39 protein-coding genes and 2 pseudogenes are annotated in these 24841 nt (G+C 70.3%); 1 reads left to right on the top strand and 40 read right to left on the bottom strand.

The window, feature by feature from the left end; all coding sequences use genetic code 11:
- Nucleotides 1-14 precede the first annotated feature (14 nt).
- From rimM to ACOQFB_RS11520, 40 genes and pseudogenes are all read right to left on the bottom strand, one after another.
- Entirely contained in the window at nt 15-509 is a 495-nt protein-coding gene (gene rimM, locus ACOQFB_RS11325; RefSeq protein WP_059437915.1) for a ribosome maturation factor RimM, read from the bottom strand.
- A 2-nt stretch (nt 510-511) separates the two neighbouring features.
- Nucleotides 512-742, bottom strand: coding sequence for a KH domain-containing protein (locus ACOQFB_RS11330; RefSeq protein WP_011420969.1), 231 nt, complete (start codon nt 740-742; stop codon nt 512-514).
- Nucleotides 743-749: 7 nt separating this feature from the next.
- Complete coding sequence (gene rpsP, locus ACOQFB_RS11335) at nt 750-1016, bottom strand: 30S ribosomal protein S16 (protein ID WP_059437914.1); 267 nt, start codon at nt 1014-1016, stop codon at nt 750-752.
- Between the two features lie 111 nt (nt 1017-1127).
- Complete coding sequence (locus ACOQFB_RS11340) at nt 1128-1721, bottom strand: hypothetical protein (RefSeq protein WP_059437913.1); 594 nt, start codon at nt 1719-1721, stop codon at nt 1128-1130.
- Between the two features lie 118 nt (nt 1722-1839).
- Nucleotides 1840-2328 carry a 50S ribosomal protein L17 gene (rplQ, locus tag ACOQFB_RS11345; RefSeq protein WP_059437912.1) on the bottom strand — a complete coding sequence of 163 codons (489 nt, stop codon included), beginning with the start codon at nt 2326-2328 and terminating at the stop codon, nt 1840-1842.
- Nucleotides 2329-2358: 30 nt separating this feature from the next.
- Nucleotides 2359-3378: a DNA-directed RNA polymerase subunit alpha gene (locus tag ACOQFB_RS11350; protein ID WP_059437911.1), complete on the bottom strand. Its 1020-nt coding sequence runs from the start codon at nt 3376-3378 to the stop codon at nt 2359-2361.
- A 185-nt stretch (nt 3379-3563) separates the two neighbouring features.
- The gene (gene rpsD, locus ACOQFB_RS11355) at nt 3564-4190 is read right to left on the bottom strand and encodes a 30S ribosomal protein S4 (protein ID WP_011420974.1); all 627 of its coding nucleotides are present in this window, start codon (nt 4188-4190) and stop codon (nt 3564-3566) included.
- 19 nt (nt 4191-4209) lie between these two features.
- Complete coding sequence (gene rpsK / locus ACOQFB_RS11360; protein WP_012525989.1) at nt 4210-4701, bottom strand: 30S ribosomal protein S11; 492 nt, start codon at nt 4699-4701, stop codon at nt 4210-4212.
- A 29-nt stretch (nt 4702-4730) separates the two neighbouring features.
- Complete coding sequence (gene rpsM / locus ACOQFB_RS11365; protein ID WP_011420976.1) at nt 4731-5117, bottom strand: 30S ribosomal protein S13; 387 nt, start codon at nt 5115-5117, stop codon at nt 4731-4733.
- 26 nt (nt 5118-5143) lie between these two features.
- Nucleotides 5144-5260 carry a 50S ribosomal protein L36 gene (rpmJ, locus tag ACOQFB_RS11370; protein WP_011420977.1) on the bottom strand — a complete coding sequence of 39 codons (117 nt, stop codon included), beginning with the start codon at nt 5258-5260 and terminating at the stop codon, nt 5144-5146.
- Nucleotides 5261-5494: 234 nt separating this feature from the next.
- Nucleotides 5495-6289, bottom strand: coding sequence for a type I methionyl aminopeptidase (gene map, locus ACOQFB_RS11375; RefSeq protein WP_421610314.1), 795 nt, complete (start codon nt 6287-6289; stop codon nt 5495-5497).
- A 16-nt stretch (nt 6290-6305) separates the two neighbouring features.
- Entirely contained in the window at nt 6306-6950 is a 645-nt protein-coding gene (locus ACOQFB_RS11380; protein ID WP_059437909.1) for an adenylate kinase, read from the bottom strand.
- A 55-nt stretch (nt 6951-7005) separates the two neighbouring features.
- Nucleotides 7006-8349 (bottom strand): preprotein translocase subunit SecY, encoded by a 1344-nt coding sequence (gene secY, locus ACOQFB_RS11385; RefSeq protein ID WP_059437908.1) that lies wholly within the window; start codon nt 8347-8349, stop codon nt 7006-7008.
- A 91-nt stretch (nt 8350-8440) separates the two neighbouring features.
- Nucleotides 8441-8938, bottom strand: coding sequence for a 50S ribosomal protein L15 (rplO, locus tag ACOQFB_RS11390; protein WP_059437907.1), 498 nt, complete (start codon nt 8936-8938; stop codon nt 8441-8443).
- 34 nt (nt 8939-8972) lie between these two features.
- On the bottom strand, nt 8973-9203 hold the full coding sequence (gene rpmD / locus ACOQFB_RS11395) for a 50S ribosomal protein L30 (RefSeq protein ID WP_011420982.1): 231 nt from the start codon (nt 9201-9203) through the stop codon (nt 8973-8975).
- A gap of 12 nt (nt 9204-9215) precedes the next feature.
- Complete coding sequence (rpsE, locus tag ACOQFB_RS11400) at nt 9216-9725, bottom strand: 30S ribosomal protein S5 (protein ID WP_011420983.1); 510 nt, start codon at nt 9723-9725, stop codon at nt 9216-9218.
- Between the two features lie 18 nt (nt 9726-9743).
- Nucleotides 9744-10103 carry a 50S ribosomal protein L18 gene (gene rplR / locus ACOQFB_RS11405; protein WP_011420984.1) on the bottom strand — a complete coding sequence of 120 codons (360 nt, stop codon included), beginning with the start codon at nt 10101-10103 and terminating at the stop codon, nt 9744-9746.
- A gap of 63 nt (nt 10104-10166) precedes the next feature.
- Nucleotides 10167-10709, bottom strand: a complete 543-nt coding sequence (gene rplF / locus ACOQFB_RS11410; RefSeq protein WP_011420985.1) for a 50S ribosomal protein L6 — start codon at nt 10707-10709, stop codon at nt 10167-10169.
- A gap of 11 nt (nt 10710-10720) precedes the next feature.
- On the bottom strand, nt 10721-11119 hold the full coding sequence (gene rpsH, locus ACOQFB_RS11415; protein WP_011420986.1) for a 30S ribosomal protein S8: 399 nt from the start codon (nt 11117-11119) through the stop codon (nt 10721-10723).
- 13 nt (nt 11120-11132) lie between these two features.
- Complete coding sequence (locus ACOQFB_RS11420; RefSeq protein WP_011420987.1) at nt 11133-11318, bottom strand: type Z 30S ribosomal protein S14; 186 nt, start codon at nt 11316-11318, stop codon at nt 11133-11135.
- A gap of 11 nt (nt 11319-11329) precedes the next feature.
- Nucleotides 11330-11871, bottom strand: a pseudogene (gene rplE, locus ACOQFB_RS11425) (50S ribosomal protein L5).
- Between the two features lie 72 nt (nt 11872-11943).
- Complete coding sequence (gene rplX / locus ACOQFB_RS11430) at nt 11944-12264, bottom strand: 50S ribosomal protein L24 (RefSeq protein WP_059437906.1); 321 nt, start codon at nt 12262-12264, stop codon at nt 11944-11946.
- A 3-nt stretch (nt 12265-12267) separates the two neighbouring features.
- Nucleotides 12268-12636 (bottom strand): 50S ribosomal protein L14, encoded by a 369-nt coding sequence (gene rplN / locus ACOQFB_RS11435; RefSeq protein WP_011420990.1) that lies wholly within the window; start codon nt 12634-12636, stop codon nt 12268-12270.
- A 3-nt stretch (nt 12637-12639) separates the two neighbouring features.
- Nucleotides 12640-12897, bottom strand: coding sequence for a 30S ribosomal protein S17 (gene rpsQ / locus ACOQFB_RS11440; protein WP_059437905.1), 258 nt, complete (start codon nt 12895-12897; stop codon nt 12640-12642).
- A gap of 5 nt (nt 12898-12902) precedes the next feature.
- Nucleotides 12903-13124: a 50S ribosomal protein L29 gene (gene rpmC, locus ACOQFB_RS11445; RefSeq protein WP_059437904.1), complete on the bottom strand. Its 222-nt coding sequence runs from the start codon at nt 13122-13124 to the stop codon at nt 12903-12905.
- A 93-nt stretch (nt 13125-13217) separates the two neighbouring features.
- Nucleotides 13218-13549: pseudogene (gene rplP / locus ACOQFB_RS11450) on the bottom strand (50S ribosomal protein L16); the annotation flags it as partial.
- Nucleotides 13550-13581: 32 nt separating this feature from the next.
- Complete coding sequence (rpsC, locus tag ACOQFB_RS11455) at nt 13582-14256, bottom strand: 30S ribosomal protein S3 (RefSeq protein WP_059437903.1); 675 nt, start codon at nt 14254-14256, stop codon at nt 13582-13584.
- Nucleotides 14257-14276: 20 nt separating this feature from the next.
- On the bottom strand, nt 14277-14717 hold the full coding sequence (rplV, locus tag ACOQFB_RS11460; RefSeq protein WP_011420995.1) for a 50S ribosomal protein L22: 441 nt from the start codon (nt 14715-14717) through the stop codon (nt 14277-14279).
- A gap of 13 nt (nt 14718-14730) precedes the next feature.
- On the bottom strand, nt 14731-15027 hold the full coding sequence (gene rpsS, locus ACOQFB_RS11465) for a 30S ribosomal protein S19 (RefSeq protein ID WP_012525977.1): 297 nt from the start codon (nt 15025-15027) through the stop codon (nt 14731-14733).
- Nucleotides 15028-15047: 20 nt separating this feature from the next.
- Nucleotides 15048-15896 carry a 50S ribosomal protein L2 gene (gene rplB / locus ACOQFB_RS11470; protein WP_059437902.1) on the bottom strand — a complete coding sequence of 283 codons (849 nt, stop codon included), beginning with the start codon at nt 15894-15896 and terminating at the stop codon, nt 15048-15050.
- A gap of 18 nt (nt 15897-15914) precedes the next feature.
- The gene (locus tag ACOQFB_RS11475) at nt 15915-16208 is read right to left on the bottom strand and encodes a 50S ribosomal protein L23 (protein WP_011420998.1); all 294 of its coding nucleotides are present in this window, start codon (nt 16206-16208) and stop codon (nt 15915-15917) included.
- A complete protein-coding gene (gene rplD / locus ACOQFB_RS11480; RefSeq protein WP_059437901.1) occupies nt 16205-16825 on the bottom strand; it encodes a 50S ribosomal protein L4 in 621 nt (206 codons plus the stop codon). The genes ACOQFB_RS11475 and rplD overlap by 4 nt, the downstream gene beginning before the upstream one ends.
- An 11-nt stretch (nt 16826-16836) precedes the next feature.
- On the bottom strand, nt 16837-17142 hold the full coding sequence (gene rpsJ / locus ACOQFB_RS11485; protein ID WP_011421000.1) for a 30S ribosomal protein S10: 306 nt from the start codon (nt 17140-17142) through the stop codon (nt 16837-16839).
- Nucleotides 17143-17235: 93 nt separating this feature from the next.
- On the bottom strand, nt 17236-18426 hold the full coding sequence (tuf, locus tag ACOQFB_RS11490) for an elongation factor Tu (RefSeq protein WP_494492550.1): 1191 nt from the start codon (nt 18424-18426) through the stop codon (nt 17236-17238).
- Nucleotides 18427-18457: 31 nt separating this feature from the next.
- Nucleotides 18458-20551, bottom strand: a complete 2094-nt coding sequence (fusA, locus tag ACOQFB_RS11495; RefSeq protein WP_059438043.1) for an elongation factor G — start codon at nt 20549-20551, stop codon at nt 18458-18460.
- Nucleotides 20552-20706: 155 nt separating this feature from the next.
- The gene (rpsG, locus tag ACOQFB_RS11500; RefSeq protein ID WP_012525971.1) at nt 20707-21177 is read right to left on the bottom strand and encodes a 30S ribosomal protein S7; all 471 of its coding nucleotides are present in this window, start codon (nt 21175-21177) and stop codon (nt 20707-20709) included.
- A gap of 24 nt (nt 21178-21201) precedes the next feature.
- On the bottom strand, nt 21202-21573 hold the full coding sequence (gene rpsL / locus ACOQFB_RS11505) for a 30S ribosomal protein S12 (protein WP_011421003.1): 372 nt from the start codon (nt 21571-21573) through the stop codon (nt 21202-21204).
- 181 nt (nt 21574-21754) lie between these two features.
- On the bottom strand, nt 21755-22924 hold the full coding sequence (gene mutY / locus ACOQFB_RS11510) for an A/G-specific adenine glycosylase (RefSeq protein ID WP_237757947.1): 1170 nt from the start codon (nt 22922-22924) through the stop codon (nt 21755-21757).
- Nucleotides 22925-23030: 106 nt separating this feature from the next.
- Entirely contained in the window at nt 23031-23324 is a 294-nt protein-coding gene (locus tag ACOQFB_RS11515) for a Fe-Mn family superoxide dismutase (protein ID WP_494492582.1), read from the bottom strand.
- Complete coding sequence (locus ACOQFB_RS11520) at nt 23240-23635, bottom strand: hypothetical protein (protein ID WP_494492607.1); 396 nt, start codon at nt 23633-23635, stop codon at nt 23240-23242. Before ACOQFB_RS11520 ends, ACOQFB_RS11515 begins: the two co-directional genes overlap by 85 nt.
- A 258-nt stretch (nt 23636-23893) precedes the next feature.
- Between ACOQFB_RS11520 and ACOQFB_RS11525 the strand changes: the two genes are divergently transcribed.
- The gene (locus ACOQFB_RS11525) at nt 23894-24784 is read left to right on the top strand and encodes a transglycosylase domain-containing protein (protein WP_421610785.1); all 891 of its coding nucleotides are present in this window, start codon (nt 23894-23896) and stop codon (nt 24782-24784) included.
- Nucleotides 24785-24841 lie beyond the last annotated feature (57 nt).

Raw genomic sequence — 24841 nt, forward strand, 5'->3', positions numbered from 1 at the left:
TCCTCGCCCCCGGCCTACGGCTCCAGGAGCCCTTCCGGCGGGTCCACCACCACGCGACCCGCCGCGCGATCCACCTCGACGTACGGCGCGAGCGGCACCAGCAGCTCGCCCCGCGCGCCCTGCACGACCAGCACGTCCACCGCGCCGGTCTCCATCAGCCCGGTCACCGTCCCGAGCGCCTCGCCCTGGACGGTCACCACCGGCAGGCCCTCCAGGTCGCCCCAGTAGTGCCTGCCCTCTCCCGCCTCGCCCAGCGCCTCGCGGAGCGCGAGCACCTCGGCCCCGACCAGCGCCTCGGCCGCGGTGCGATCGGCGACGCCGTCCAGCCGCACCGCCCAGAGGCGCCCCTGCGGCCGCGCCTCCAGCACCTTCCGCTCCACCTGCCCGGCCGCGCCGTGCCGGAGCACGACGCGCTCGAGCGTCCCGAGCGCGCCCTCCGACCCGGCCACGCCCAGGTGGCCCTTGAGCCCGAGCGCCCGGACCACCTTGCCGATCCGGACGAGCGCCACGGTCAGTCGAGGATGTCGAGCACCGCGCGCCGGCCCTGGCGCCGGGCCGCGCAGTCGAGCACGGTCCGGAACGCCTTGGCGGTCTTGCCGCCCCGCCCGATGACGCGCCCGAGGTCGTCGGGGGCCACCGTGAGCTCGAAGACGGTCGCGCGGTCGCGCTCGATCGCCTCCACCCTCACGGCGTCCTTCTGCTCGACGAGCTCGCGGGCGAGCCACTGGACGAGGTCGCGCATCGACCCTCTACGCCTTCGGCGCGGCGGGCTGGGCCGCCTTGGCGGCCCGCTTGAGCAGCATCGCGACCGTCTGGCTCGGCTTGGCGCCGGCCTTCAGCCAGTGCTCGATCCGCTCGGCCTTGAGCTCGATCCGCTCCGGGCGCAGGGTCGGGTCGTAGATGCCGACGTCCTCGATGTACTTGCCGTCCCGCGCGTTGCGCGAGTCGGTCGCCACCACGTGATAGAAGGGCGCCTTGTGCGTGCCCGCGCGCGACAGACGAAGAACCACCGCCATGAGCTCTGCCTCCGTGAAGCCTAAGATCCTGGAACGTGGAAGCTTCTCCAGCGGTGCGTCCGCGGAGCCTCCACGAAAAGTGGGTTCCTTTACGCTAACTTAGCGCGGGTGTCAAGGCGCAGGGTGACCTTCCTGCGCCGCGCCGCCCGCGGTCGCGCGGCGCGAGGCCCGCAGCCGCGCCAGGTGGCCGCGCGGCGAGGCGCGCAGCACCGCCGCCCAGACCGCCCACGCGATCGCGGCGCCGGCCAGGCCGCCGCCCAGCAGATCCGGGCCCCAGTGCGGCCCGGACCACGCCCGCGCCGCCCCCCCGGCCGCTGCGACCAGGAGCGCCGCCCTCCCCCGCCGGCCGTAGGCGAGGAGCGTGTAGCCGACGAACACGCCGAGCGGGAGGCCCGGCGCCGAGGCGAGGTGCCGGAGCGTGGTGACGAGCAGGTCGCCCGCGTCCGCCGGCCGCGGCGCGGAGAGCACGCCCTGGGCGCCCACCGCCAGGGCCCCGGCGACCGCCAGCGCCGCCCAGAGCGGCGCGACCGCCTTCAGGACCCCGGGCACCTCGCGCTCCAGCCACGAGTACAGCGCGAGCCCCAGCAGCGCGAGGGCCCAGGGCTCGCTCGCGACGCCCGCCACCGCCCAGGCCACCTCGGCCCACCCCGGCGGCCCGGCGTGCCGGAGGGCGTCGAGCGGGTCCTGGGCGAGGAACGGCGGCATGGAGGGATGGTTGTACCAGCGGGCCGCCGCAGCGGAAAGCGAGAGGGGCCCCGAACGCGCGAGAGGCCGCGTGCGGCGCACGCGGCCTCCCCTGGGAGCGTCGGCCGCGCGGCCGGCGCTACTCGGCCTTGGCGGCCTTCTTGGCGGGCTTCTTCTCCGCCTTGGGCGCCTTGGCGGCCTTGGGGGCCTTCTCGGCCTTGCCCGCGGCCTTCTTCTCGCCCTTCTCCTCCGCCTCGGGGGCGGCGGCCGGGGTGCGGTCCACCAGCTCGATGACCGACATCTCGGCGTTGTCGCCGGCGCGGCGGCCGACGCGGACGATGCGGGTGTAGCCGCCCGGCCGCGCCTTGAAGCGCTCGGCGAGCGTGTCGAAGAGCTTGTTCAGCACCTCGACGTCCCGGACGTCCCGGTGGGCGAGGCGGCGCGCGTGCGGCGTCCCGCGCTTCGCCTGCGTGATCACCTTGTCGGCGAAGCGCTTCAGCTCCTTCGCCTTCGGGGTGGTGGTGACGATCCGCTCGTGGCGGAAGAGGCTCGTCACCATGTTCTTGAACATTGCGGTCCGGTGCTCGGTGGTGCGATCGAGCCGGCGGCCGACGACGCGGTGCTTCATCTGGTGATCTCCTGTCCCTGTGCGGGCGCGCTAGACCTTGGGCGCGCCCTGCGGCGCCGCCTTCGGCGGCCAGTTCTCGAGCTTCATGCCGAGGGAGAGGCCCATCTCGGCCAGGATCTCCTTGATCTCCTTCAGCGACTTCCGGCCGAAATTCTTCGTCTTGAGCATCTCGGCCTCGGTCTTCTGCACGAGGTCGCCGATGGTCTTGATGTTCGCGTTCTGCAGGCAGTTCGCGCTACGGACCGAGAGCTCCAGCTCGTCCACCGAGCGGAAGAGGTTCTCGTTCAGCTTCTGCTCCTCGACCGGCTTGATCTCCTCGGCCGGCTCCTCCGCCTCGTCGAAGTTGATGAAGATCGAGAGCTGCTCCTTCACGATCTTCGCGGCGAAGGCGACCGCGTCGGCCGGGGCGACCGAGCCGTCGGTCCAGACCTCGAGCGTCAGCTTGTCGTAGTCCGTCTGCTGCCCGACGCGCGCGTTGGTGACCTGGTAGTTCACCTTGCGGATGGGGCTGAAGAGCGCGTCGATGGGGATGGTGCCGATGGGCGAGCCGGGGACCTTGTTCCGCTCGGCCGGCACGTAGCCGCGGCCGCGGCGCGCGGTCATCTCGGCGCGGACCCGCCCGCCCTCGCTGATGGTGAGCAGGTGGTGGCCCGGGTTCAGCACCTCGACCTGCGCGTCCGTGATGAGGTCGCCGGCCTTGATCTCCTTCGGGCCGTCCGCCTCGATCCGGATCGTCTTCACGTCGTTGGTGTGGATCTGGAGCAGGACTTCCTTGAGGTTGAGGATGATGTCGGTGACGTCCTCGGCCACCTCGGGGATGGTCATGAACTCGTGCTCGACGCCCTCGACCTTCACCGAGGTGATCGCGGCGCCCTGCAGGCTCGAGAGCAGCACGCGCCGGAGCGAGTTGCCGAGGGTGATGCCGAAGCCCCGCTCGAGCGGCTCCGCGACGAACTTCCCGTAGGTGTTCGAGAGGCTCTCCTGGTCCACGACCAGGCCGCGGGGCTTGATGAGGTCCCGCCAGTTCTTCGTGACGATCGGATCGACCATGGGCTGTCTCCTGGGCCGCCGCCCCCTCTCCCGGCCCGCTCAGCCATGCGGCGGGAGCACCGTGGGACGCGCGACTGCTTGGGATGGTGCGGCGCGGGCCGCGGCGCTCCCGCGCCCGGCCCGCCCGCCGGACCCGTACCGCGGCCGCCGTGGCGGCCGCCGCCCCGGGTCCGCGGGGGGCGCGACTACTTCGAGTACAGCTCGACGATGAGCTGCTCCTGGATCGGCATGGTGATGTCCTCGCGCGCCGGCGAGGTCTTCACGGTGCCCTTGAAGCCGCCCTTGTCGAGGTCGAGCCACGCAGGCACGCCGCGGCGGTCCACCGCCTCGAGCGCCTCGGTGATCCGGACCACCTTCTTCGAGCGGTCCTTCAGCTCCACCTTGTCGCCGGGCCGGCACAGGTAGCTGGGGATGTTGACCTTGCGGCCGTTCACCTTGAAGTGGCCGTGGCGGACCAGCTGCCGGGCCTCGTTGCGGGTGTCCGCGAAGCCGAGCCGGAAGACCACGTTGTCGAGCCGGAGCTCGAGGGTCTGCAGCAGGTTCTCGCCGGTCTTGCCCTTGGCGGCCGCCGCGTTCTGGTAGGCGTGGCGGAACCCGGCCTCGAGGAGGCCGTACATCCGCTTCACCTTCTGCTTCTCGCGGAGCTGGACGCCGTACTCGGAGAACTTGGTCCGGCCCTGGCCGTGCTGGCCGGGAGGATACGGGCGGCGCTCGATGGCGCACTTGTCGGTGTAGCACCGATCGCCCTTGAGATACATCTTGAGGTTTTCCCGGCGGCAGAGCCGGCAGACGCTTTCGCTGTAACGGGCCACGTGTGTCTCCTGGAGGTGATCAGACCCGGCGGCGCTTGGGCGGCCGGCACCCGTTGTGCGGGATCGGCGTCACGTCGCGGATCAGGGTGATCTTGAGGCCGGCGGCGGAGAGCGCACGGAGGGCGGACTCGCGGCCGGCGCCCGGGCCCTTCACCACCACCGAGACGGTCTTGAGGCCGTGCTCCATCGCCTTGGCGGCGGCGTCGCCCGCCGCGACCTGCGCGGCGAACGGCGTCGACTTGCGCGAGCCCTTGAAGCCGCGCGCGCCGGCGCTGGACCAGGCGATCACGTTGCCGGTCACGTCGGTGATGGTGATCTGCGTGTTGTTGAAGGTCGAGGCGATGTGGACGATGCCCGCCGCGATGTTCTTCTTCACCCGCTTCTTCCCCTTCTTCGGGGTCACGGGCGACGCGGTCACCGGCTCGATGCCGCCGAGGTTGGGCGCCGCGGGGGCGGTCGCCTCCTCCTTCTTCGCAGGCTGCTCTGCCTTCGTCTGCTTCTCGTCAGCCACTGAGGATTCTCCGGTTCTCTAGGAGTGCGTTAGGCCTTGGGGGCCGGCGCCGCCGCCTTGCGGACGAGGCCCTTCTTCGGGCCCTTCCGCGTGCGGGCGTTGGTGTGCGTGCGCTGGCCGCGGACCGGCAGGCCCTTGCGGTGCCGGAGGCCGCGGTAGCAGCCGAGGTCCATGAGCCGCTTGACGTTGAGCGAGATCTCGCGGCGGAGGTCGCCCTCCACCTTCACGTTCTGCTCGATGGTCTCGCGGATGCGGCGGACCTCGTCGTCCGTGAGGTCCTTGGTCCGGGTCACCGGGCTGACGTTCGCGCGCTCGAGGATGAGCTTCGCGGAGGTCTTCCCGATTCCGTAGATGTACTGGAGGCTGACCTCGATCCGCTTCTCACGGGGAAGGTCGACGCCGGCGATTCGAGCCATTCGTCTCTCCGAAAACGCGCGGGGGCCTAGCCCTGGCGCTGCTTGTGGCGGGGGTTCGCCGGGCAGATGATCCGCACGGTGCCCTTGCGCTTGATGACCTTGCACTTGTCGCAAATCTTCTTGACCGACGCGCGGACCTTCATGACCGACGCCTCCGATGCTGCTTCAAAAGACAAAAACGCCCGCCGCGACGACCGGCGGGGCTGGCGGCGGGGTCTCGCTGGGACCCCTACTCTAGAGCCGCCCGGATTTTCCGGGGTTTCCCGGCGCCGCCCCTGAACGAGCGGCTTTGCGAAGCGGGCCCTATAACACAGAGGATTTTGGGGTGCAAGCACGAGCGACGGCCCGCCGCCGCCCGCTCCCCCGCTCGCCTGCGCTCAGGCGCCCTCCAGCGGCACTCCTTCCGGCAACGTGAGGATTTCGGGTCCGTTTTCCGTGATGGCCACGGTGTGCTCGAAGTGCGCGGATCTCGACCCGTCCCGCGTCACGGCGGTCCACCCGTCGTCGAGCGTCTCCACCTCGCGGCCGCCCGCGTTCACCATCGGCTCGATGGCGATGACCATGCCCGCCCGGAGGAGCGCCCCCGTCCCGGGGGTCCCGAAGTTCGGGACCTGGGGCGGCTCGTGCAGCCGGCGGCCGATGCCGTGGCCCACGAAGTCGCGCACCACCGAGAAGCCCGCCGCCTCGACGTGCCGCTGCACGGCGGCGCCGACGTCGCCGGTGTGGCGCCCGGGGTTCGCGGCGGCGATGCCCCGCGCCAGCGCGGCCCGCGTCACGGCCAGCAGCCGCTCGCCCTCCGGCGAGGGCCGGCCCACCGCGACGGTCCGCGCCGAGTCGGCGAACCAGCCGTCGAGCACCGCCCCGAAGTCGAGGCCGACCAGGTCGCCCTCCTCGAGCACGCGGTCCGGCGACGGGATCCCGTGGATCACCTCGTCGTTCACCGAGATGCACAGCGTGGCGGGGTAGCCGTGGTAGCCGAGGAACGCCGGCGCCGCGCCGAGCTCGCGCGTGCGCGCGGCGGCGAGGCGATCCAGGTCGGCGGTGGTGACGCCCGGGGCGGCGGCGCGGGCCAGCGCCTCCAGCACCTCCCACACGACGCGGCCCGCGGCGCGGATCCCGGCCACGTCGGCGGGGGTCCGCGTGGCGGCGCGCTCGCGGGTCGTCCCGTACATGCGCTGCGGCGCGGGCCTAGCGGCCCAGGACCTTCTTCGTCGCCGCGAGGATGCCCTCGGGCGTGCCGACGCCCTCGACCTCGGCCAGCTCGCCGCGGTCGCGGTAGTAGCGCTTCAGCGGCTCGGTCTTGGTGCCGTACTCCTGCATGCGCTTGCGGACGTTCTCCGGCTTGTCGTCCTCGCGCTGCACGAGCTCGGCGTCGTCGCGGTCGCAGTAGCCCGCGCGCTTGGGCGGGTTCGCGGACACGTGGTAGACGGCGCCGCACCTCGGGCAGCTCCGCCGCCCGCTGATCCGCTCGACCACGAGCTCCTCGGCCACCTCGTACGAGAGGGCGCGGTCGATGGACCGGCCCAGCGAGCGCAGCAGGCCGTCGAGGTACTCCGCCTGCACCACCGTGCGCGGGTAGCCGTCCAGGATGAAGCCGGGCGCCACGTCGGGGCGGGACAGCCGCTCCTTCACCATGGCGTTGGTGATGTCGTCGGTGACGAGCCCCCCGGCGTCCATGATGGCCTGGACCTGCTTGCCGATCTCGGTCCCGCGCGCCTTGTGGTCGCGGAACATGTCGCCGGTGGAGATGTGCGGGATGCCGAGCTCCGTGGAGAGGAGCTTGGCCTGGGTGCCCTTGCCCGCGCCGGGCGGGCCGAGGAGGATGAGGATCATCGCGTCGCCTCCGGATGCGCGAAGGGCCCCGCCGCGGCGAGGCCCCCGCGGCGTCTCATGCGCCGACCGCTTGCCCCGTCGTCATCCGCCGGCCGCGGATGCGCGGGCCGCGGGGACCGGTGAAGCCCTCGTAGTGCCGCGTGATGAGGTGCCCCTCGATCTGCTGGACGGTGTCGAGCGCCACGCCGACCACGATGAGCAGCGAGGTGCCGCCGAAGTAGAAGTTCACCCCGAACTCGTTCGTGATGACGGTCGGCAGCACGCAGATGGCGGCCAGGTAGATGGCGCCGCCGAAGGTGATGCGCGACAGCACGAAGTCGATGTAGTCGGCGGTCTTCTTGCCGGGGCGGATGCCCGGGATGTAGCCGCCGTACTTCTTGAGGTTGTCGGCCACGTCCACCGGGTTGAACGTCACCGCGGTGTAGAAGTACGCGAAGAAGACGATCAGGGCGACGTAGATGGTGTTGTAGATCCAGCTGCCCGCCTGGATGGCGTTCGACATCCGCTGCAGGAACGGGAACCAGCCCGCCATGGTCGCCGGCAGCAGCAGCAGCGACGACGCGAAGATGGGCGGGATCACGCCGGAGGTGTTCACCTTCAGCGGCAGGTGCGTGGACTGGCCGCCGTAGAGCTTCCGGCCCACCATGCGCTTCGCGTACTGGATCGGGATGCGGCGCTGGCCGCGCTCCACGTACACGATCGCGCCGATCACCACCACCATGAGCGCGGTGAGCACGAGCAGGCCCAGGCCGGTGAGCTGCGAGCCGGAGGCGCCGAGCTGCCGGACCGTGGTGTAGATGGCGGCCGGGATGCGGGCCACGATGCCCGCGAAGATGATGAGGGAGATGCCGTTGCCGACGCCGCGCTCGGTGATCTGCTCGCCCATCCACATGATGAACGCGGTGCCCGCGGCGAGCGAGACCATGGTGAGCAGGCGGAAGCCCCAGCCCGGATCGCCCACCACCGCCACGCCGTTCCCGGCGCGGAGCGACTCGAGGTAGGTGGCGATGCCGTAGCCCTGGATGGCGGAGAGGACCACCGTGCCGTAGCGCGTGTACTGCGTGATCTTGCGCCGGCCCAGCTCGCCTTCCTTCTGCATCTTCTCGAGCGACGGGACCACCACCGTCAGGAGCTGCAGGATGATGGACGACGACACGTACGGCATGATGCCGAGCGCGAAGATCGAGAGCTGCTCGAAGGCGCCGCCGGAGAAGAAGTTGAGGAGGCCGAGCAGGCTGCCCTGCTGGGCCACCACGTCCTGCATCGCCCGCCGGTCCACGCCGGGCGTGGTGACGAAGATGCCGAGCCGGTAGACGGCCAGCATCCCGAGGGTGAAGAACAGCCGCTTCCGGAGCTCGGCGATCCGGAAGATGTTGAACAGCCCGCTCGCTGCGGCCATGCGGTTCCCTTTCCCCTGCGCCTGCCGGGCGGCCCGCCGCCCGCTCACCGTCCGGGCGGCCCGCCGAGGACCGGCGGGCCCGCCGGGACCCCTACTTCGCCTGCGCAGCCGCCTTCTTCGCGGCCTTCGCCTTCTGGTGCATGGTCTGCGGCGCCGGGATCAGCTCGACCTTCCCGCCCGCCTTCTCGATGGCGGCGCGCGCGCCGGCGGTGACGCGGTGGACCTTGACCGTCAGCGCGCTCGAGAGCTCGCCGCCCGCCAGGACCACCACCCCGTCGCGGTTGCCGCGCACCAGGCCGGCGGACTTCAGGGCGACCGGGTCGACGACGCCGGAGAGGCCCTGGAGGTCACCCACCTTCACCTCCTCGAGCTCGCGCCGGAAGATGTTGTGGAAGCCGAACTTCGGGAGGCGCCGCTGGAGCGGCATCTGGCCGCCCTCGAAGCCCTCGAAGTGCATGTTGCCGGAACGGGCCTTCTGGCCCTTCCCGCCGCGGCCGGCGGTCTTGCCGAGGCCGGAGCCCTGGCCACGGCCGACGCGCTTCTTGGCGCGGTTGGCGCCCCGGGGCGCCTTGAGCTGGTTCAGCGACATGAAGGTTCTCCTTTTAGCACGCGGCGCGTGACTGTCACGAACGGGCCGCGGCCTTCCTGGCCTTCCGGCCAGGCGGCGGCGCAGCGTCCACCCGCTCCCACTCCACGAGGTAGGAGACCTTCGCGATCATCCCCAGCGTCTGGGGCGTGTCGGGGAGGAGCTTCGTCGACTCACGCTTCTTGAGACCCAGGCCCTCGACGATGACCCGGTGCGGCCAGGGGCAGCCCGCGAGCCCGCGGACGAGCTTGACCTTGATGGCAGCCATGGTGGTTCCTTCCTACGCCCCGGTGATCTCGGCGGCCTGCTTGCCGCGGAGCCGGGCGCTGTCCTCGACGGACCGCAGCCGCTTCAGGCCGGCGACGGTCGCCTTGAGGACGTTGTGGGGGTTGCGGGAGCCCTGGCTCTTGGTGAGCACGTTGCGGACGCCGGCCGCCTCGAGGACGGCGCGGACGGCGCCGCCGGCGATGACGCCGGTGCCCTCGCCCGCGGGCTTCAGCAGCACGCGCCCGGAGCCGAAGTGGCCGAGCACCTCGTGCGGGATGGTGGTCCCGACGAGCGGCACCCTGAACAGGTTCTTCTTGGCCTGGTCGCCGCCCTTGCGGATGGCCTCCGGGACCTCGTTCGCCTTGCCGAGGCCGACCCCGACGTGGCCCGCGCCGTCGCCGACGACGACGAGCGCCGAGAAGCTGAACCGGCGGCCGCCCTTCACGACCTTGGCGACGCGGTTGATGTGGACGACGCGATCCTGGAGCTCGAGCTCGTTCGCGTTGATGGGGGTGGTAGCCATTCGAGACCTTTCCGTCGCCTAGAACTTGAGCCCGGCCTCGCGCGCGGCGGCGGCCACCGCCTCGACGCGGCCGTGATAGTCGAAGCCGTTGCGGTCGAACACGACCTGCTCGATCCCCTTCGCCTTGGCCGCCTTGGCGAGGGCCTCGCCCACCTTCTTGGCGGCGCCGGTCTTGTCCTCGTCGCCGAGCTCGCCCTTGAGGGCCTTCGAGGTGGTCGCGACGGACACGAGCGTCTTGCCCGCGACGTCGTCGACCAGCTGGGCGTACATGTGCTTGAGGCTCTTGTAGATCGTGAGCCGCGGCCGCAGCTCGGTGCCGGAGATCTTCCGGCGGATGCGGGCCCTGCGCTTCTCGCGCGTGGTGACGTGCTTCGCCATGACGTTCCTCCTTGCGGCGGCGCCGACCCGGCCGCCGCATGAGTGGTTGTGGGGACGGGCGGGCTACGCCGCGCCGGTCTTGCCTTCCTTGCGGCGGATGGTCTCGTCCGCGTACTTGATGCCCTTGCCCTTGTACGGCTCGGGCGGGCGGAGGTCGCGAACCTTCGCGGCGGTGAGGCCGAGCAGGTGCTTGTCCACCGAGCGGATGGTGAGCTTGGTCTGCTTCGCGTCCACCTCGGCGGTGACGCCCTCGGGGAGCTTGAAGACGACCGGGTGCGAGAAGCCCAGGGTGAAGTGGATCTCCTTCCCCTTCACCTCGGCCTTGAAGCCGACCCCGTTGATCTCGAGGCCCTTCTCGTAGCCCTTCACCACGCCCTCGAGGGCATTCTTCACCAGCGTGCGCGTCAGGCCGTGCAGGCCCTTCGCCACGTGGGACTCGTCCTGGCGGGCGACCTTCACCTCGCCCTTGTCCACCTGGACGCTGACGAGGGGGTTGGTGGGGAAGTGCATCTTCCCCTTCGGCCCCTCGACCTTCACGACGTTGCCGTCCACGGAGACCTTGACCTTCTCCGGGATCTTGACGGGCATCTTGCCGACACGAGACATGGCGGTCTTCCTTACCAGACGGTGCAGATCAGCTCGCCGCCGACCTTCTGCTTGCGGGCCTCGCGATCCACCATCACGCCCTTGGACGTGGAGAGGATCGCGATCCCCATCCCGTTGAGGACGCGGGGGATGGAGTCGGTCGCGACGTAGCGGCGGAGCCCGGGCTTCGAGACGCGCTTGATGTCGCTGATGGCCGGCTCGCGGTCGGCGCTGTACTTGAGGACGATGGTGATGGCGCCCTGGACGCCGTCCTCGTGGAGGACGAAGTCCTTGATGAAGCCCTCCTCGCGGAGGACCTCGGCGATGCGGACCTTGAGCCGCGAGGCCGGCACCAGGCACTTCTCATGACGCGCGGAGGAAGCGTTGCGGATGCGCGTCAGCATGTCGCCAATGGGATCGGTGAAGCTCATCGATCGATCTCTCCTACCAGCTCGACTTGATGACGCCGGTGATCTCGCCCTGCAGCGCGCGCTTGCGGAAGCAGATGCGGCACATCTGGAACTTGCGCAGGAAGGCCCGGGGGCGGCCGCAGAGCGGGCAGCGGTTGTACTGCCGGACCGGGAACTTCAGCTTGCGCGTGGCCTGCGCCATCTTGGAAAGCTTCGCCATGGAATCTCCCTCTACTGACGGAACGGCATGCCGAGGTGGCGCAGCAGCGCTCGGCCCCTTCGTCGTTCCGGGCGGTGGTCACCACCGTGATGTTGAGGCCTTTGATCTTCTCGACCTTGTCGTAGTTGATCTCCGGGAAGATGATCTGCTCGCGCACGCCGAGCGTGTAGTTGCCCTTCCCGTCGAAGGCCTTCGGCGACACGCCCTTGAAGTCGCGGACGCGCGGCAGCGCGATCGAGACCAGGCGGTCGAAGAACTCGTACATCCGGTCGCCGCGCAGCGTGACCATGGCGCCGATGGACTGGCCCTGGCGCAGCTTGAAGTTGGCGATCGACTTGCGGGCGCGGGTCACGACCGGCTTCTGGCCGGTGATCGCGGCGAGCTGCTCGACGGACGCGTCGATGATCTTGCCGTTGTTGATCGCCTCGCCCAGGCCCATGTTCACCACGATCTTCTCGAGGCGGGGGGCCTGCATCGGGTTCGCGAACCCGAGCTCCTTCATCAGCTCGGCACGAAGCTGCTTGTCGTACCGCTCCTTCAAACGCGCTGCCATCGTGTCTCTCCTTGCCTTCGGCCGGCCTCTTCGCGTGCCGGGCGATGCGTCGTGCTGCGATCCCGCCGCGACCTACTTCGCGGCGGCCTTGCGCTTCTGCAGCCGGGCCTTCTCCTTGGCGCCCAGCTCGCGGCCGATCTGCTCGCGCCGCACCGGCTTGTCGTCCTTGCCCACCACCATCACGCTCGAGATGGCGATGGTGCCGGGCAGCTCCAGGATCCCGCCCTCCGGGTTGGCCTGGCTGCGGCCCTTCTTCTGGTGCCGCTTGACGGTCATGAGCTTCTCGACGCGCACGCGGCCCTTCTCGCGCAGCACCTCGAGCACCCTGCCCGACTTGCCCTTCTCCTTGCCGGCGATGACCTTGACGGTGTCGCCCTTCCGAATCTCCGCCATGACCTAGAGGACCTCCGGCGCGAGGCTGATGATCTTCATGAACTTGCGGGCGCGGAGCTCGCGGGCGACCGGGCCGAAGATGCGGGTGCCGATGGGCTCGAGGTCCTTGTTGATGAGGACCGCCGAGTTGCCGTCGAAGCGGATGTAGCTGCCGTCGGGGCGCTTCACCTCGCGGGCGGTGCGGACGATGACGGCGCGGGCGACCTCGCCCTTCTTCACCTTGGCCTGCGGGATCGCCTCCTTGATCGAGACGACGATCACGTCGCCGATGGAGGCGTACTTCCGCCGGGTGCCGCCGAGCACCTTGATGCACATCACCCGCTTCGCGCCGGAGTTGTCGGCGACGTCGAGCATGGTCTGCTGCTGGATCATGGCCTAGGCCTCCGCCTTCTCGATCGTCTCGGCCACGCGCCAGCGCTTGTCCTTCGAGATCGGGCGGGTCTCGACGATCCGCACGCGGTCGCCGATCTGGCACGCCTGGTTCTCGTCGTGCGCCTTGTACTTCTCGGCCTTGGTCACGATCTTGCCGTACTTGGGGTCCGCCACCCGGCGCTCGACCTTCACGACGACGGTCTTCGTCATCTTGTTCGAGACCACCACGCCGATGCGGGACTTCCGGTTGCCGCGCTCCATGTCGGTCACTCCTTCGCCTTCCCGGCCTCGGCCGAGGCGAGGGCCTTCTCGCGGGCCACGGTGAGGCAGCGCGCGATGTCGCGCTTCGTCTTGCTGAGGTCGGCGGTCGAGTCGAGCACGCCGGTGTTCGCCTTGCTCTTCAGGTCGAAGAGCGTCTGCTTGAGCTCCGCGGCGCGGGCCTCGAGCTCCTGAACCGAGAGCTCGCGCAGCTCCTTGACGGTCGCCATGGTCGTCGCTCCTTACAGCGTCTCGCCGCGCTTCACCAGCTTCGTGGCGACGGGCAGCTTGTGGGCGGCGAGGTGGAACGCCTTCTTCGCGGAGGCGTCGTCCACGCCGGCCAGCTCGTACAGCACGCGGCCCGGCTTCACGACGGCGACGTAGAACTCCACGTTGCCCTTGCCGGTGCCCATGCGCGTCTCGGCGGGCTTCTTGGTGATGGGCTTGTCCGGGAAGACGCGGATCCAGAGCTTGCCGCCGCCACGTAGCGGGTGATGGCCACGCGGGCCGCCTCGATCTGGCGGGACGTGAGCCTGCCGCACTCGGTGGCCTGGAGGCCGTACTCGCCCTGGGCGAGGTCCGAGCCGCGGTACGCCTTGCCGCGCATGCGGCCCTTCTGCATCTTCCGGTACTTCGTTCGCGCCGGCTGAAGCATGTCCTTCTCCTAGGTGTGCCTGGGGCGCGGCCTTACGGCCGGGCGCCGCCGGTGGTGCGAGGAGCGCGCGCGCCCGCGGACTGCGGGAGGACCTCGCCGCGCATGATCCAGACCTTGCACCCGATCTTGCCGTAGGTGGTCTTCGCCTCGGCGAACCCGTAGTCGATGTCCGCGCGGAGCGTGTGCAGCGGCACGCGGCCCTCGCGGTACCACTCGTACCGGGCCATCTCGGAGCCACCCAGGCGGCCCGAGCACGCCACGCGGATGCCCTTCGCGCCGAACTTCAGCGCGGTCTGCACCGACTTCTTCATGGCGCGGCGGAACGCGATGCGGCGCTCGAGCTGCGTCGCGATGTTCTCGGCGACGAGCTGCGCGTCGGTCTCGGCCTTCCGGACCTCGACGACGTTCAGGTAGACCTCGTTGGCGGTCAGGCCCTGGAGGTCCTTCTTGATGGTCTCGATCCCGGCGCCGCGCTTGCCGATGACGATGCCCGGCCGCGCGGTGTGGACGTTGATCTTGACCTTGTTGGCCGCCCGCTCGATCTCGATCCGGGAGATGCCGGCCTGGCCGAGCTTCTCCTTCACGAACTCACGGAGCTTGATGTCCTCGTGCAGCCACTTCGCGTAGTTCTTCTCTTCGTACCACTTCGAGTCCCAGGAGCGGATCACTCCGAGGCGGAACCCGATAGGATGAACTTTCTGTCCCATTGATCTCTCCTCTCGGGTTCCTAGCCGCGCGCGGCGGTACCGAGCTCCACGTACACGTGGCTGGTCTTCTTCTCGACCCGGAACGCCCGGCCCATCGCGCGCGCCATGAAGCGCCGCATCTTCGGGCCCTGGTCCACGGTCAGCGTCTTCACGAACAGCGCGTCCACGTCCACGCGGCCGCCGCCCTGCTCGGCGTTCGCGACCGCCGACCGGAGCAGCTTGGCGAGCGGCTTGGCGGCGGACTGCGGCGTGTACTTCAGCATCGCGAGCGCGTCGCCGACCTTCATCCCGCGGACCTCGTCCGCGACGATGCGCACCTTGCGCGGCGCGACGCGCAGGTAGCTGAGGGAGGCGTGCGGCCCCGGCGCCGGGGCGGCGGGGCGGTTCTTGCGGGCGCGCGCCGGCGGCGGAGCGCGGCGTTCGGCCTTCTTCTTCGGCGTCGTGGTCTGGGTCTCGGCCATGTCCAGTTCCTCGCTACTTCTTCGCCGGGGCCGGTGCCGCCGCGGCCTTCTTCTCGGCCGAGTGGCCGTGGAAGGTGCGGGTGGGCGCGAACTCGCCCAGCTTGTGCCCGACCATGTTCTCGGTCACGAACACCGGCACGAACTTCCGCCCGTTGTGGACGGCGAACGTGTGCCCGACGAAGTCCGGCAGGATGGTGCTCCGCCGCGACCAGGTCTTGATGACCGACTTCTTGTTGCCCTTGTTCGCGTCCTCGACCTTCTTGGTGAGGTGCTTGTCGGCGAACGGGCCCTTCTTGATCGAACGCGCCATGAGTGGCTATCCCTTCCCGCCTAGCGCTGCGTGTTGCGCACGCCGGGGCGGCGCCGCGTGACGATGAACTTGTCGGTGCGGCGGTTGTTGCGGGTCTTGAGGCCCTTGGTCTTCTGTCCCCACGGGCTGACCGGGTGCGGGTTGCCCTGACCGGACTTGCCCTCGCCGCCGCCGTGCGGGTGGTCGACCGGGTTCATGGCGAGGCCGCGGACGGTCGGGCGGATGCCCAGCCAGCGGCTCTTGCCGGCCTTGCCGACGCGCACCGACGAGCTCTCCACGTTGCCGAGCTGGCCGATGGTCGCCTTGCAGTCCTGCAGGACCTTGCGGACCTCGCCGGACGGCAGGCGGATCTGGGCGTAGCCGCCCTCCTTCGCCATGAGCTGCCCGAAGGAGCCCGCGGTGCGGATCATCTTCGCGCCGGAGCCCGGGGCCGTCTCCACGTTGTGGATCACGGTGCCGAGCGGGATGGTGCGGACCGGCAGCGCGTTGCCCGGGCGGATGTCCACGTCCGCGCCGGACAGCAGCGTGTCGCCGACCGCCACGCCCACGGGGGCGAGGATGTAGCGCTTCTCGCCGTCCAGGTAGTGGAGCAGCGCGATGCGCGCGGTGCGGTTCGGGTCGTACTCGATGGCCGCGACCTTGGCCGGCACGCCGTCCTTCTCGCGCCGCCAGTCGATGATGCGGTAACGGCGCTTGTGGCCGCCGCCGATGTGGCGGGTGGTGACCTTGCCGTGGGCGTTGCGGCCGCCGCTCTTGCGGACCGGCTTGGTGAGCCGCTTCTCGGGCTTCGCCTTGGTGATCTCGGCGAAGTCCGACACGGTCATGTGGCGCCGGGCCGGGCTGGTGGGCTTGTATTCCTTGAGGGCCATGTGCGTCTCCCGTCCGGCTTATGTCCCCTCGAAGAGGGCGATGGTGTCGCCTTCCTTGAGGGTCACGTAGGCCTTCTTCCAGTTGGGCCGGCGGCCGACGTTGCGGCCGACGCGCTTGTTCTTCCCGCGCGCGATGGCGGTCCGCACGTCGAGCACGTGCACGTTGAAGAGCTTCTCCACCGCCTGCTTCACCTGGATCTTGGTGGCGTCGCGGTGGACCTCGAAGGCGTACTGACGGCTCGCCTCGCGTGCCCGCTCCGCCTTCTCGGTGATGAGCGGGCGCTTCACCACGTCCTGGACAGCGAGGTTCATGACAGGCTGGCCTCCAGCTTCTTGGCGGTGTCCGCGGTCAGCACCAGGGCGTCGTGCCGCAGGATGTCGTACACGTTGAGCCCCTCCACCGCGAGGAAGTCGGAGCCGGAGAGGTTCCGGACGCTCTTCGCGAGGGCGAGGTTCGCGGCGTCGTCCACCACCAGGGCCTTCTTCGCGCCGAGCGCGGCGAGGACCTTGGCGGCGGCGGCGGTCTTCGGCCCCTCGGGCTTCCACTCCTGCACGATGACCAGCTTCTGGTCCTTCGAGCGGAGCGCGAGGGCCGAGCGCAGCGCGGCCTTCCGCACCTTCTTCGGCACGTCGTAGGAGTAGTCGCGCGGCTTCGGCCCCATGGCCTTGCCGCCGCCCACCCACTGGGACGCGCGCGTCGAGCCCTGGCGGGCCCGACCGGTGTGCTTCTGCTTCCAGGGCTTCTTGCCGCCGCCGGAGACGAGGGACCGGTTCTTCACCGCGTGGGTGCCCGAGCGATCGGAGGCGAGCTTCGCCTTCACCACCTCGTAGAAGAGGTGCTCGTTCACCTCGCCGGCGAAGACGGCGTCGGCGAGGTCGAGCTCGCCCACCTTCTTCTTCGACAGGTCGTAGACGTCGAACTTGGCCATGATGTCCTCGACTACTTGATCTCCACGTCCACGCCGGCCGAGAGGTCGAGCTTCATGAGCGCGTCGAGCGTCTGCGGGGTCGGCTCGAGGATGTCGAGGAGCCGCTTGTGCGTGCGGATCTCGAACTGCTCGCGCGACTTCTTGTCGACGTGCGGGCTGCGGAGGACGGTGAACTTGTTGATCCGGGTGGGGAGCGGGATCGGGCCGGCGACCTTGGCGCCGGTCCGCTTCGCGGTCTCCACGATCTCGCCGGCCGACTGATCGAGCAGCTTGTAGTCGTAGGCCTTGAGCCGGATCCGAATCTTCTGAGTCGCCATTGAAAAGCCTTTTGTCTGCGTGTCCGGCGCAGCGCGGTGAGGGGCCCGTCCACCAGGGCGGGCCACCCGCCGCCGTTCGCTCGGCGTGCTTCGCTACTGGATGACCTCGGCCACCACGCCCGCGCCGACCGTGCGGCCGCCCTCGCGGATGGCGAAGCGGAGCTCCTTCTCCATCGCGATGGGGGTGATCAGCTCCACCTCCATCCCGATGTTGTCGCCCGGCATCACCATCTCGACTCCCTGCGGCAGCTGCACCGACCCCGTCACGTCCGTCGTCCGGAAGTAGAACTGCGGCCGGTAGCCGTTGAAGAACGGGGTGTGACGGCCACCCTCCTCCTTCGTCAGCACGTACACCTCGGCCTTGAACTTCGTGTGCGGCGTGATCGACCCCGGCTTCGCCAGCACCTGCCCGCGCTCGACCTCCTCGCGCTTCAGGCCGCGCAGCAGCGCCCCGATGTTGTCGCCCGCCCGCCCCTCGTCCAGCAGCTTGCGGAACATCTCGACGCCGGTCACCACCGTCTTCGCCGTCGCCTTCAGCCCGACGACCTCGACCTCCTCGCCGACCTTGATGATCCCGCGCTCCACGCGCCCCGTCGCCACCGTCCCGCGGCCCGAGATCGAGAACACGTCCTCGACCGGCATCAGGAACGGCTTGTCCGTCGCGCGCTGCGGCGTCGGGATGTAGGCGTCCACCGCCTCCATCAGCTTGAAGATCGCCTGCTCCCCCAGCTCGCCCTTGTCGCCCTCGAGCGCCTTCAGCGCAGACCCCTTCACGATCGGGATCTCGTTGCCCGGGAAGTCGTACTCGCTCAGCAGCTCACGGACCTCCAGCTCCACCAGGTCCAGCAGCTCCTTGTCGTCCACCATGTCCACCTTGTTCAGGAAGACCACGATGTACGGCACGCCCACCTGGCGGGCCAGCAGGATGTGCTCGCGCGTCTGCGGCATCGGACCGTCCGCCGCCGACACCACCAGGATCGCGCCGTCCATCTGCGCCGCCCCGGTGATCATGTTCTTCACGTAGTCCGCGTGGCCCGGGCAGTCGACGTGCGCGTAGTGCCGCTTCTCCGTCTGGTACTCCACGTGCGCCGTCGCGATCGTGATCCCGCGCTCCCGCTCCTCCGGCGCCTTGTCGATCTGGTCGTACGCCAGGAACTGCGCCCCGCCCTTCTGCGCCAGCACCTTCGTGATCGCCGCCGTCAGCGTCGTCTTGCCGTGGTCCACGTGCCCGATCGTCCCGACGTTCACGTGCGGCTTGCTGCGCTCGAACTTCTCCTTGGCCATGGCTTCCTCTCTTCCGTTGACGTACGCGGCGCTACTTCGCGCCGGCGGCGACGCCCTTCGCCTTGGTGACGATGGTCTCCGCGATGCTCGCGGGGACCTGCGCGTAGTGCGCGAACTGCATGCTGTAGGTGGCGCGGCCCTGGGTCTTCGACCGAAGGTCCGTCGCGTAGCCGAACATCTCCGCCAGCGGGACGTGCGCCTCGATGATCTGGACGCCCGCGCGGGGGTTCATCGCATGAATCTTGCCGCGACGCGAGTTCAGGTCGCCGATGACGTCGCCCATGTAGTCGTCGGGCGTGGTGACCTCGACCGCCATGATCGGCTCGAGCAGGACGGGCGAGGCCCTGGCGGCGCCCTCCTTGAAGCCCATCGAGCCGGCGATCTTGAACGCCATCTCGGAGGAGTCGACGTCGTGGTAGCTGCCGTCGAACACCTCGACCTTGAGGTCGACCATGGGGTAGCCGGCGAGCACGCCGGAGGTCATGGCCTCCTCGATGCCCTTCTGGATCGGCGAGATGAACTCCTTCGGGATCACGCCGCCCACGATCGCGTTGTCGAACTCGAAGCCCTTGCCCGGCTCCTGCGGGTGGAGGCGCAGCCAGCAGTGGCCGTACTGGCCGCGGCCGCCGGTCTGCCGGATGTAGCGGCCCTCGGCCTCGACCGTCTTGGTGATGGTCTCGCGGTAGGCCACCTGCGGCTTGCCGACGTTCGCCTCGACCTTGAACTCGCGGAACATGCGGTCCACCAGGATCTCGAGGTGGAGCTCGCCCATGCCGCCGATGATGGTCTGGCCGGTCTCCTCGTCGGTGTGGACGCGGAAGGACGGGTCCTCCATCTGGAGCCGCTGCAGGGCGACGCCCATCTTGTCCTGGTCGCCCTTGGTCTTCGGCTCGATGGCGATGTGGATCACCGGCTCCGGGAACTCCATCCGCTCCAGGATCACCGGGGCGTCCTCGGCGCAGAGCGTGTCGCCGGTGGTGCTGGCGCGCAGGCCCACGGCGGCGGCGATGTCGCCGGCGTAGACCTCCTTGATCTCCTCGCGCTTGTTCGCGTGCATCTGCAGGAGCCGGCCGATGCGCTCCTTCTTGTCCTTCGTCGAGTTGTAGACGTAGGACCCGGCCTCGAGCTTGCCCGAGTACACGCGGAAGAACGTGAGGTTCCCGACGAACGGGTCGTTCATGATCTTGAACGCCAGCGCCGAGAACGGCTCCGCGTCGGAGGTCTTGCGGACGACGTCGTTGCCCTTGGCGTCCACGCCCTTCATGGCGGGGATGTCCAGCGGGCTCGGCAGGAAGTCCACCACCGCGTCGAGGATCTGCTGGACGCCCTTGTTCTTGAACGCCGTCCCGCAGAGCACCGGGAAGAACTTCATCTCCAGGGTGCCCCGGCGGATGCCGCGCATCAGCTCGTCGTTCGAGAGCGCCTTGCCGTCCAGGTACTTCGCCATCAGGTCGTCGTCGATCTCGGCGACGGTCTCCTCGAGCTTGGCGCGGTACTCCTTGGCCTGCTCGAGGAGGTCGGCCGGGATCTCGACCTCCTGGTACTTCGCGCCCATGGTCTCGTCGTCGAAGGTGATCCCCTTCATCTTGAGGAGATCGACCATGCCGCGGAACTTGTCCTCGGCGCCGATGGGCACGTGCAGCGGGAGCGGGCGCGCGCCCAGCTTCTCGCGGATGGTGTCGACGGCGTGGAAGAAGTCCGCGCCGACGCGGTCCATCTTGTTGATGAAGCAGATGCGGGGGACCTCGTACTTGTCCGCCTGCCGCCAGACCGTCTCGGACTGCGGCTGGACGCCCTGGACCGCGTCGAACACCGCGCACGCGCCGTCGAGCACGCGCAGCGAGCGCTCCACCTCGATGGTGAAGTCGACGTGGCCGGGGGTGTCGATGATGTTCAGGCGGTGGTCGCGCCAGAACGCGGTGGTCGCGGCGGACGTGATGGTGATGCCGCGCTCGCGCTCCTGCTCCATCCAGTCCATGACGGTGGTGCCCTCATGGACCTCCCCGATCTTGTGGGTGACGCCGGTGTAGAAGAGGATCCGCTCGGTCGTGGTCGTCTTGCCGGCATCGATGTGCGCCATGATGCCGAAGTTGCGGTAGCGCTCGAGTGGTGTGATGCGGGCCATCTGGACCTTCCTGAACCGTCGTGCGAACGCAGAACCGGGCCGCCCTGGGCGGCGCCGTGACCAACGACCGAGCTGTCAAAGAGCGAAGCGGGTTCCCTGAACCCTGCCGGCCGAGCCGGCCCCCTGCTCTCTCCTCGATTCCTCCGGGTCTCTCCTTACCAGCGGTAGTGCGCGAAGGCCTTGTTGGCCTCGGCCATCTTGTGCGTGTCCTCGCGCTTCTTCACCGCGTTGCCGCGGTTCGAGGCCGCATCCATGATCTCGCCCGCGAGCTTCTCCACCATGGTCTTCTCGCCACGGCCGCGGGAGTACTCGATGAGCCAGCGCATCGCGAGCGCGGTGCGGCGGTCCTGGCGGACCTCGACCGGCACCTGGTACGTCGCGCCGCCGACGCGGCGGCTCTTCACCTCGACGACCGGCTTCACGTTGTCGAGCGCCTTCTTGAACACCTTGAGCGGATCGTCCTTCAGCTTCGCCTCGACCTGATCGAAGGCGCCGTAGATGATGCGCTCGCCGGTGGACTTCTTGCCCTTGCGCATCAGGTTGTTGACGAACTTCGCCACGATCCGGTCCTGGAACTTGGGATCGGGGAGGATCTTCCGCTTCTCGACTTCACGACGACGAGGCATCGAACCGTTTCCTTGTCCGCGAGGCTAGCTCGCGCGCTTGGCGCCGTACTTCGAGCGGCCCTGCTTGCGGCCCTGCACGCCCACGGCGTCGAGGGTCCCGCGGATGATGTGGTAGCGAACGCCCGGGAGGTCCTTCACGCGGCCCCCGCGGATGAGCACCACCGAGTGCTCCTGCAGGTTGTGGCCGACGCCGGGGATGTAGCTCGTCACCTCGAAGCCGTTGGTGAGGCGCACGCGGGCGACCTTGCGGAGCGCGGAGTTCGGCTTCTTGGGCGTCGTCGTGTAGACGCGCGTGCAGACGCCGCGCTTCTGCGGCGACTCCTTGAGGGCCGGGGCCTTCTTCTTCACCTGGAGCCTCTCGCGGCCCCTGCGCACCAGCTGGCTGATCGTCGGCATCGTGTGCGAGCTCTTTTTCTCAACAGAAACGCCCCGGCGTTCGGCACGGGGGCGTCGGAGGACAAATCCCGTCGTAAGGGCGGCGAATTATACGGAGGAGCCCACACGTGTCAAGCGGTTCCCGAACTCGGGCCTCGACGCGCGCTGCAGCCTCCCGGATGCCGCCCGGAAGGCCGCGCTTCTACACGAAATCGCTCGGAGGTGCGAGCGAATTCGCGCGGGCCCGCGCCCGCCCCGGCGCGCGGGCTCCCCCGGACGGTGGCGCGGCCTGCCCGAGCGCGTCCCGGACCGTCGCGGCGAGCGCGCGCATGGCCGCCGGGAGCCCGGCATCCTCGAGCGCGTCCACGGGGACCCAGCGGACCCCCTCGTCGGGCGATGTCCGTGCGAGGGAGCAGCGGAGCGCGCGGAGCTCGAGCAGGCGGTGGGTGAGCACCCGCTCCACCCGCGCCAGCTCCTCGCCCGCGCGCAGCCGGAGCCCGTGGCGAGCCCGGGCCTCGCGCTGCAGCGCCGCGCCCGCCGCCGTCCCCGGCGCCACCTCGGCCGCGGGGAACGCCGCCAGGCCGGCGAACAGCCCCGCCGCCGGGCGCCGCACCAGCGCCACCCTGCCCTCGCGCACCACCACCGCGCAGGCGAGCACCTGGCGCACCTTCTCCGGGCGCCGCCGTGGCGGCGGGAGCTCCGCGGCGCGCCCGGCGGCCCGCGCCGCGCACCGCGCCGCCACCGGGCAGCGCGCGCAGTCCGGCCTGGGCCGGCAGACGGTCGCGCCCAGCTCCATGAGCGCCTGGTTCAGGTCCCCGGGCCGCTCGCGGTCCACCAGCGCGGCGGCGAGCGCGGCCACGCGCGCGCGGGCGGCGCGCGCGGCGGGATCGCCCTCCACCAGGAACAGCCGCGACAGCACGCGCGTGACGTTGCCGTCCACCGCCGGCACCGGCGCCGCGAACGCGATCGAGGCGACCGCGCCGGCGGTGTACGGCCCGAACCCCGGCAGCGCGCGCAGCGCGTCGTGGGAGGGCGGCAGGCCGCCGTGGCGGCGCAGCGCCTCGCGCGCGGCCGCGAGCAGGTTGCGGCAGCGCGCGTAGTAGCCGAGCCCGCTCCAGGCCGCGAGCACGTCCTCGTCGCGCGCGGCGGCGAGCGCCTCGAGCGTGGGCCAGCGCTCCACGAAGCGCAGCCAGTAGGGCGTGGCGGTGGCGACCTGCGTCTGCTGCAGCATCACCTCGGCCAGCCAGACGCGGTACGGGTCGGCGCCGCGCTGCGGCTGGCGCCACGGCAGCGGCCGGTGGCCGGCGTCCCACCACTCGAGCAGGCGGCGGCGGAGCGCGGCGAGGCGGGCGGGCGCGTCGGGGGCGGGCACGGGCGGAGCGTAGGCGAGCGCGCGCGGCGAGGTCAAACGCGGGTCCCGGACGCACGACGGCCCGGACCGCTCGCGCGATCCGGGCCGCGGGGACGTCCGGCGACCGCTACGCGATCCGCTTCTCGACCGCCTCCCAGTTCACGTTCTTGAAGAACGCGTCCACGTACTTCGCGCGCTCGGTGGCGAGGTAGTCGCGCATGAACGCGTGCTCCCAGCCGTCCAGCGCCAGCACCGGCCGGAAGCCGACCGGCACGTTGTTCTCGTGCAGCGTGAGCCAGTGGTTCGAGAGCCAGCCGGTGTTCGGGTCCTGGAACGTCATGGCCCAGCCGATGCCCGGCATGGTGGCGATGGCGCGGAAGTCGGCGAGCCAGGTCTCGTACTTGCCGAACGACGCCTCGATCGCCTTGCGGAGCTTGCCACCGGCGGGCGGCTCGGCCTGCGCGCCCGGGCGAGGTTCGCGAAGTAGTACTCGTGGTTCACCATGCCGGAGTACTCGAAGCCGAGGCGGCGGGTGAGCTCGGCGAAGACCGGGTCGGCGCCGGAGGCCTTGCCCTCGTTGCACAGCCCCTGGAGCTTCTCGGTGAGCGCGTTGGTGCGCTTCACGTAGCCCTCGTACAGCTTGAGGTGCTCCTCGATCTGCTTGTCCGAGATCCCGGTGAGGCCGCGCACCTTGGAGAAGTCGTGCGGGGTGTAGCGCTTCACGTCTGCCATGATTGCCTCCGTCGGCCCCTGGGCCGGGCAGTGAATTCCGTTCGAGATGCGGTGGCCCGGACTTAAGAATCCGCCCCGTATGTGTCAAGGCGCCGAACGGGTTCCCGAGCGGGACGACGTTCACCATTGGATAACTCGCCGGCGCCGCCCGCGCGCCGGCGCGCGGGTGCGACCGCCGGTCCGGCCGGGCGGACCGCCGCCGCGCGCGGGCCGGGCGCCCCCTCTCGCGCCTCCCGTCCAGGTGCTAAGGTGCGCCGCATGCCAGCCGCCCGGAGCCGCCGGCGCGTCCCGCGCCCCCTCCTCTACGCCGCCGCCGCGGCCGCGATCTCGGTCGCGGGGCTCGCGCTCCTCTGGGTCGCCCTCCCCGACCCCGCCCCGCTCGCGCGCGACAACCCGCGCACCACCGCGCTCATCGAGCAGCGGCGCGCCGAGGCGAAGGAGAAGCGGCGCGCGTTCCGGCCGCGCCAGGCCTGGGTGCCGCTCGACCGCGTCTCGCGCCCGATGGTCCAGGCGGTGCTGCTCTCCGAGGACGCGAACTTCTACGGCCACGAGGGGATCGACTGGGAGGCGACCCGCGAGGCCGCCGCCCACGATCTCGAGAAGCGCAGCTTCGCCCGCGGCGCGTCCACCATCACCCAGCAGCTCGCCAAGAACCTGTGGCTCGGCACCGAGAAGAGCCTGTGGCGCAAGCTCAAGGAGGCGCTGCTGGCGGTCAAGCTGGAGCGGAAGCTCCCCAAGCGCCGCATCCTCGCGCTCTACCTGAACGTGGTCGAGCTGGGCGACGGCGTGTTCGGCGTGGAGGCCGGCGCGCGGGCGCGCTTCGGCATCAGCGCCGCGGCGCTCACGCCGGCGCAGGCGGTGGTCCTCGCCAGCATGCTCCCGGCGCCGCGCCGCGTGGACCTCTCCAGCCCGTCCACCTGGCTGAAGCGCCGCTCGCGGCGGCTGCTCGACCGGATGCGCGCGGCCGGCCGGCTCACGGCCGAGCAGCACCTGTCCGCGAGCGCCGAGCTGGAGCGGATCCTGGCGGGCCCGGTGCCCCGCGACGACCGCGAGGAGCCGCCCGACGTGGTGGACGACGTGCCGGTGGCGGCCGCGCCGCGGGCGGAGCCGGTGCCCATGGGCGTACCGGCTGCCACGGTCGAGGAGTGACCTCGCTCGTGGTGAGCCCGTCGAACCACGAGCTCGGCGAATCGGGGCTCGGCTAGC

The sequence above is a fragment of the Anaeromyxobacter sp. Red801 genome, assembly GCF_049201065.2.
GTDB lineage: Bacteria > Myxococcota > Myxococcia > Myxococcales > Anaeromyxobacteraceae > Anaeromyxobacter.

Bases quoted from the DNA above. Each gene is read 5' to 3' on its own strand.
- ACOQFB_RS11330 (WP_011420969.1), bottom strand. From the start codon at position 742: ATGCGCGACCTCGTCCAGTGGCTCGCCCGCGAGCTCGTCGAGCAGAAG.
- rpsP (WP_059437914.1), bottom strand. From the start codon at position 1,016: ATGGCGGTGGTTCTTCGTCTGTCGCGCGCGGGCACGCACAAGGCGCCC.
- ACOQFB_RS11340 (WP_059437913.1), bottom strand. From the start codon at position 1,721: ATGCCGCCGTTCCTCGCCCAGGACCCGCTCGACGCCCTCCGGCACGCC.
- rplQ (WP_059437912.1), bottom strand. From the start codon at position 2,328: ATGAAGCACCGCGTCGTCGGCCGCCGGCTCGATCGCACCACCGAGCAC.
- ACOQFB_RS11350 (WP_059437911.1), bottom strand. From the start codon at position 3,378: ATGGTCGATCCGATCGTCACGAAGAACTGGCGGGACCTCATCAAGCCC.
- rpsM (WP_011420976.1), bottom strand. From the start codon at position 5,117: ATGGCTCGAATCGCCGGCGTCGACCTTCCCCGTGAGAAGCGGATCGAG.
- rpmJ (WP_011420977.1), bottom strand. From the start codon at position 5,260: ATGAAGGTCCGCGCGTCGGTCAAGAAGATTTGCGACAAGTGCAAGGTC.
- map (WP_421610314.1), bottom strand. From the start codon at position 6,289: ATGTACGGGACGACCCGCGAGCGCGCCGCCACGCGGACCCCCGCCGAC.
- ACOQFB_RS11380 (WP_059437909.1), bottom strand. From the start codon at position 6,950: ATGATCCTCATCCTCCTCGGCCCGCCCGGCGCGGGCAAGGGCACCCAG.
- secY (WP_059437908.1), bottom strand. From the start codon at position 8,349: ATGGCCGCAGCGAGCGGGCTGTTCAACATCTTCCGGATCGCCGAGCTC.
- rplO (WP_059437907.1), bottom strand. From the start codon at position 8,938: ATGTCGCTGAACCAGCTCAAGGCGCCCCGGGGCGCCAACCGCGCCAAG.
- rpmD (WP_011420982.1), bottom strand. From the start codon at position 9,203: ATGGCTGCCATCAAGGTCAAGCTCGTCCGCGGGCTCGCGGGCTGCCCC.
- rpsE (WP_011420983.1), bottom strand. From the start codon at position 9,725: ATGGCTACCACCCCCATCAACGCGAACGAGCTCGAGCTCCAGGATCGC.
- rplR (WP_011420984.1), bottom strand. From the start codon at position 10,103: ATGGCGAAGCACGTCACCACGCGCGAGAAGCGCAGGGCCCGCATCCGC.
- rplF (WP_011420985.1), bottom strand. From the start codon at position 10,709: ATGTCTCGTGTCGGCAAGATGCCCGTCAAGATCCCGGAGAAGGTCAAG.
- rpsH (WP_011420986.1), bottom strand. From the start codon at position 11,119: ATGAGCTTCACCGATCCCATTGGCGACATGCTGACGCGCATCCGCAAC.
- ACOQFB_RS11420 (WP_011420987.1), bottom strand. From the start codon at position 11,318: ATGGCGAAGCTTTCCAAGATGGCGCAGGCCACGCGCAAGCTGAAGTTC.
- rplX (WP_059437906.1), bottom strand. From the start codon at position 12,264: ATGGCGGAGATTCGGAAGGGCGACACCGTCAAGGTCATCGCCGGCAAG.
- rplN (WP_011420990.1), bottom strand. From the start codon at position 12,636: ATGATCCAGCAGCAGACCATGCTCGACGTCGCCGACAACTCCGGCGCG.
- rpsQ (WP_059437905.1), bottom strand. From the start codon at position 12,897: ATGGAGCGCGGCAACCGGAAGTCCCGCATCGGCGTGGTGGTCTCGAAC.
- rpmC (WP_059437904.1), bottom strand. From the start codon at position 13,124: ATGGCGACCGTCAAGGAGCTGCGCGAGCTCTCGGTTCAGGAGCTCGAG.
- rpsC (WP_059437903.1), bottom strand. From the start codon at position 14,256: ATGGGACAGAAAGTTCATCCTATCGGGTTCCGCCTCGGAGTGATCCGC.
- rplV (WP_011420995.1), bottom strand. From the start codon at position 14,717: ATGGCCGAGACCCAGACCACGACGCCGAAGAAGAAGGCCGAACGCCGC.
- rpsS (WP_012525977.1), bottom strand. From the start codon at position 15,027: ATGGCGCGTTCGATCAAGAAGGGCCCGTTCGCCGACAAGCACCTCACC.
- rplB (WP_059437902.1), bottom strand. From the start codon at position 15,896: ATGGCCCTCAAGGAATACAAGCCCACCAGCCCGGCCCGGCGCCACATG.
- ACOQFB_RS11475 (WP_011420998.1), bottom strand. From the start codon at position 16,208: ATGAACCTCGCTGTCCAGGACGTGGTGAAGCGCCCGCTCATCACCGAG.
- rplD (WP_059437901.1), bottom strand. From the start codon at position 16,825: ATGGCCAAGTTCGACGTCTACGACCTGTCGAAGAAGAAGGTGGGCGAG.
- rpsJ (WP_011421000.1), bottom strand. From the start codon at position 17,142: ATGGCGACTCAGAAGATTCGGATCCGGCTCAAGGCCTACGACTACAAG.
- tuf (WP_494492550.1), bottom strand. From the start codon at position 18,426: ATGGCCAAGGAGAAGTTCGAGCGCAGCAAGCCGCACGTGAACGTCGGG.
- fusA (WP_059438043.1), bottom strand. From the start codon at position 20,551: ATGGCCCGCATCACACCACTCGAGCGCTACCGCAACTTCGGCATCATG.
- rpsG (WP_012525971.1), bottom strand. From the start codon at position 21,177: ATGCCTCGTCGTCGTGAAGTCGAGAAGCGGAAGATCCTCCCCGATCCC.
- rpsL (WP_011421003.1), bottom strand. From the start codon at position 21,573: ATGCCGACGATCAGCCAGCTGGTGCGCAGGGGCCGCGAGAGGCTCCAG.
- ACOQFB_RS11520 (WP_494492607.1), bottom strand. From the start codon at position 23,635: ATGGCAGACGTGAAGCGCTACACCCCGCACGACTTCTCCAAGGTGCGC.
- ACOQFB_RS11525 (WP_421610785.1), top strand. From the start codon at position 23,894: ATGCCAGCCGCCCGGAGCCGCCGGCGCGTCCCGCGCCCCCTCCTCTAC.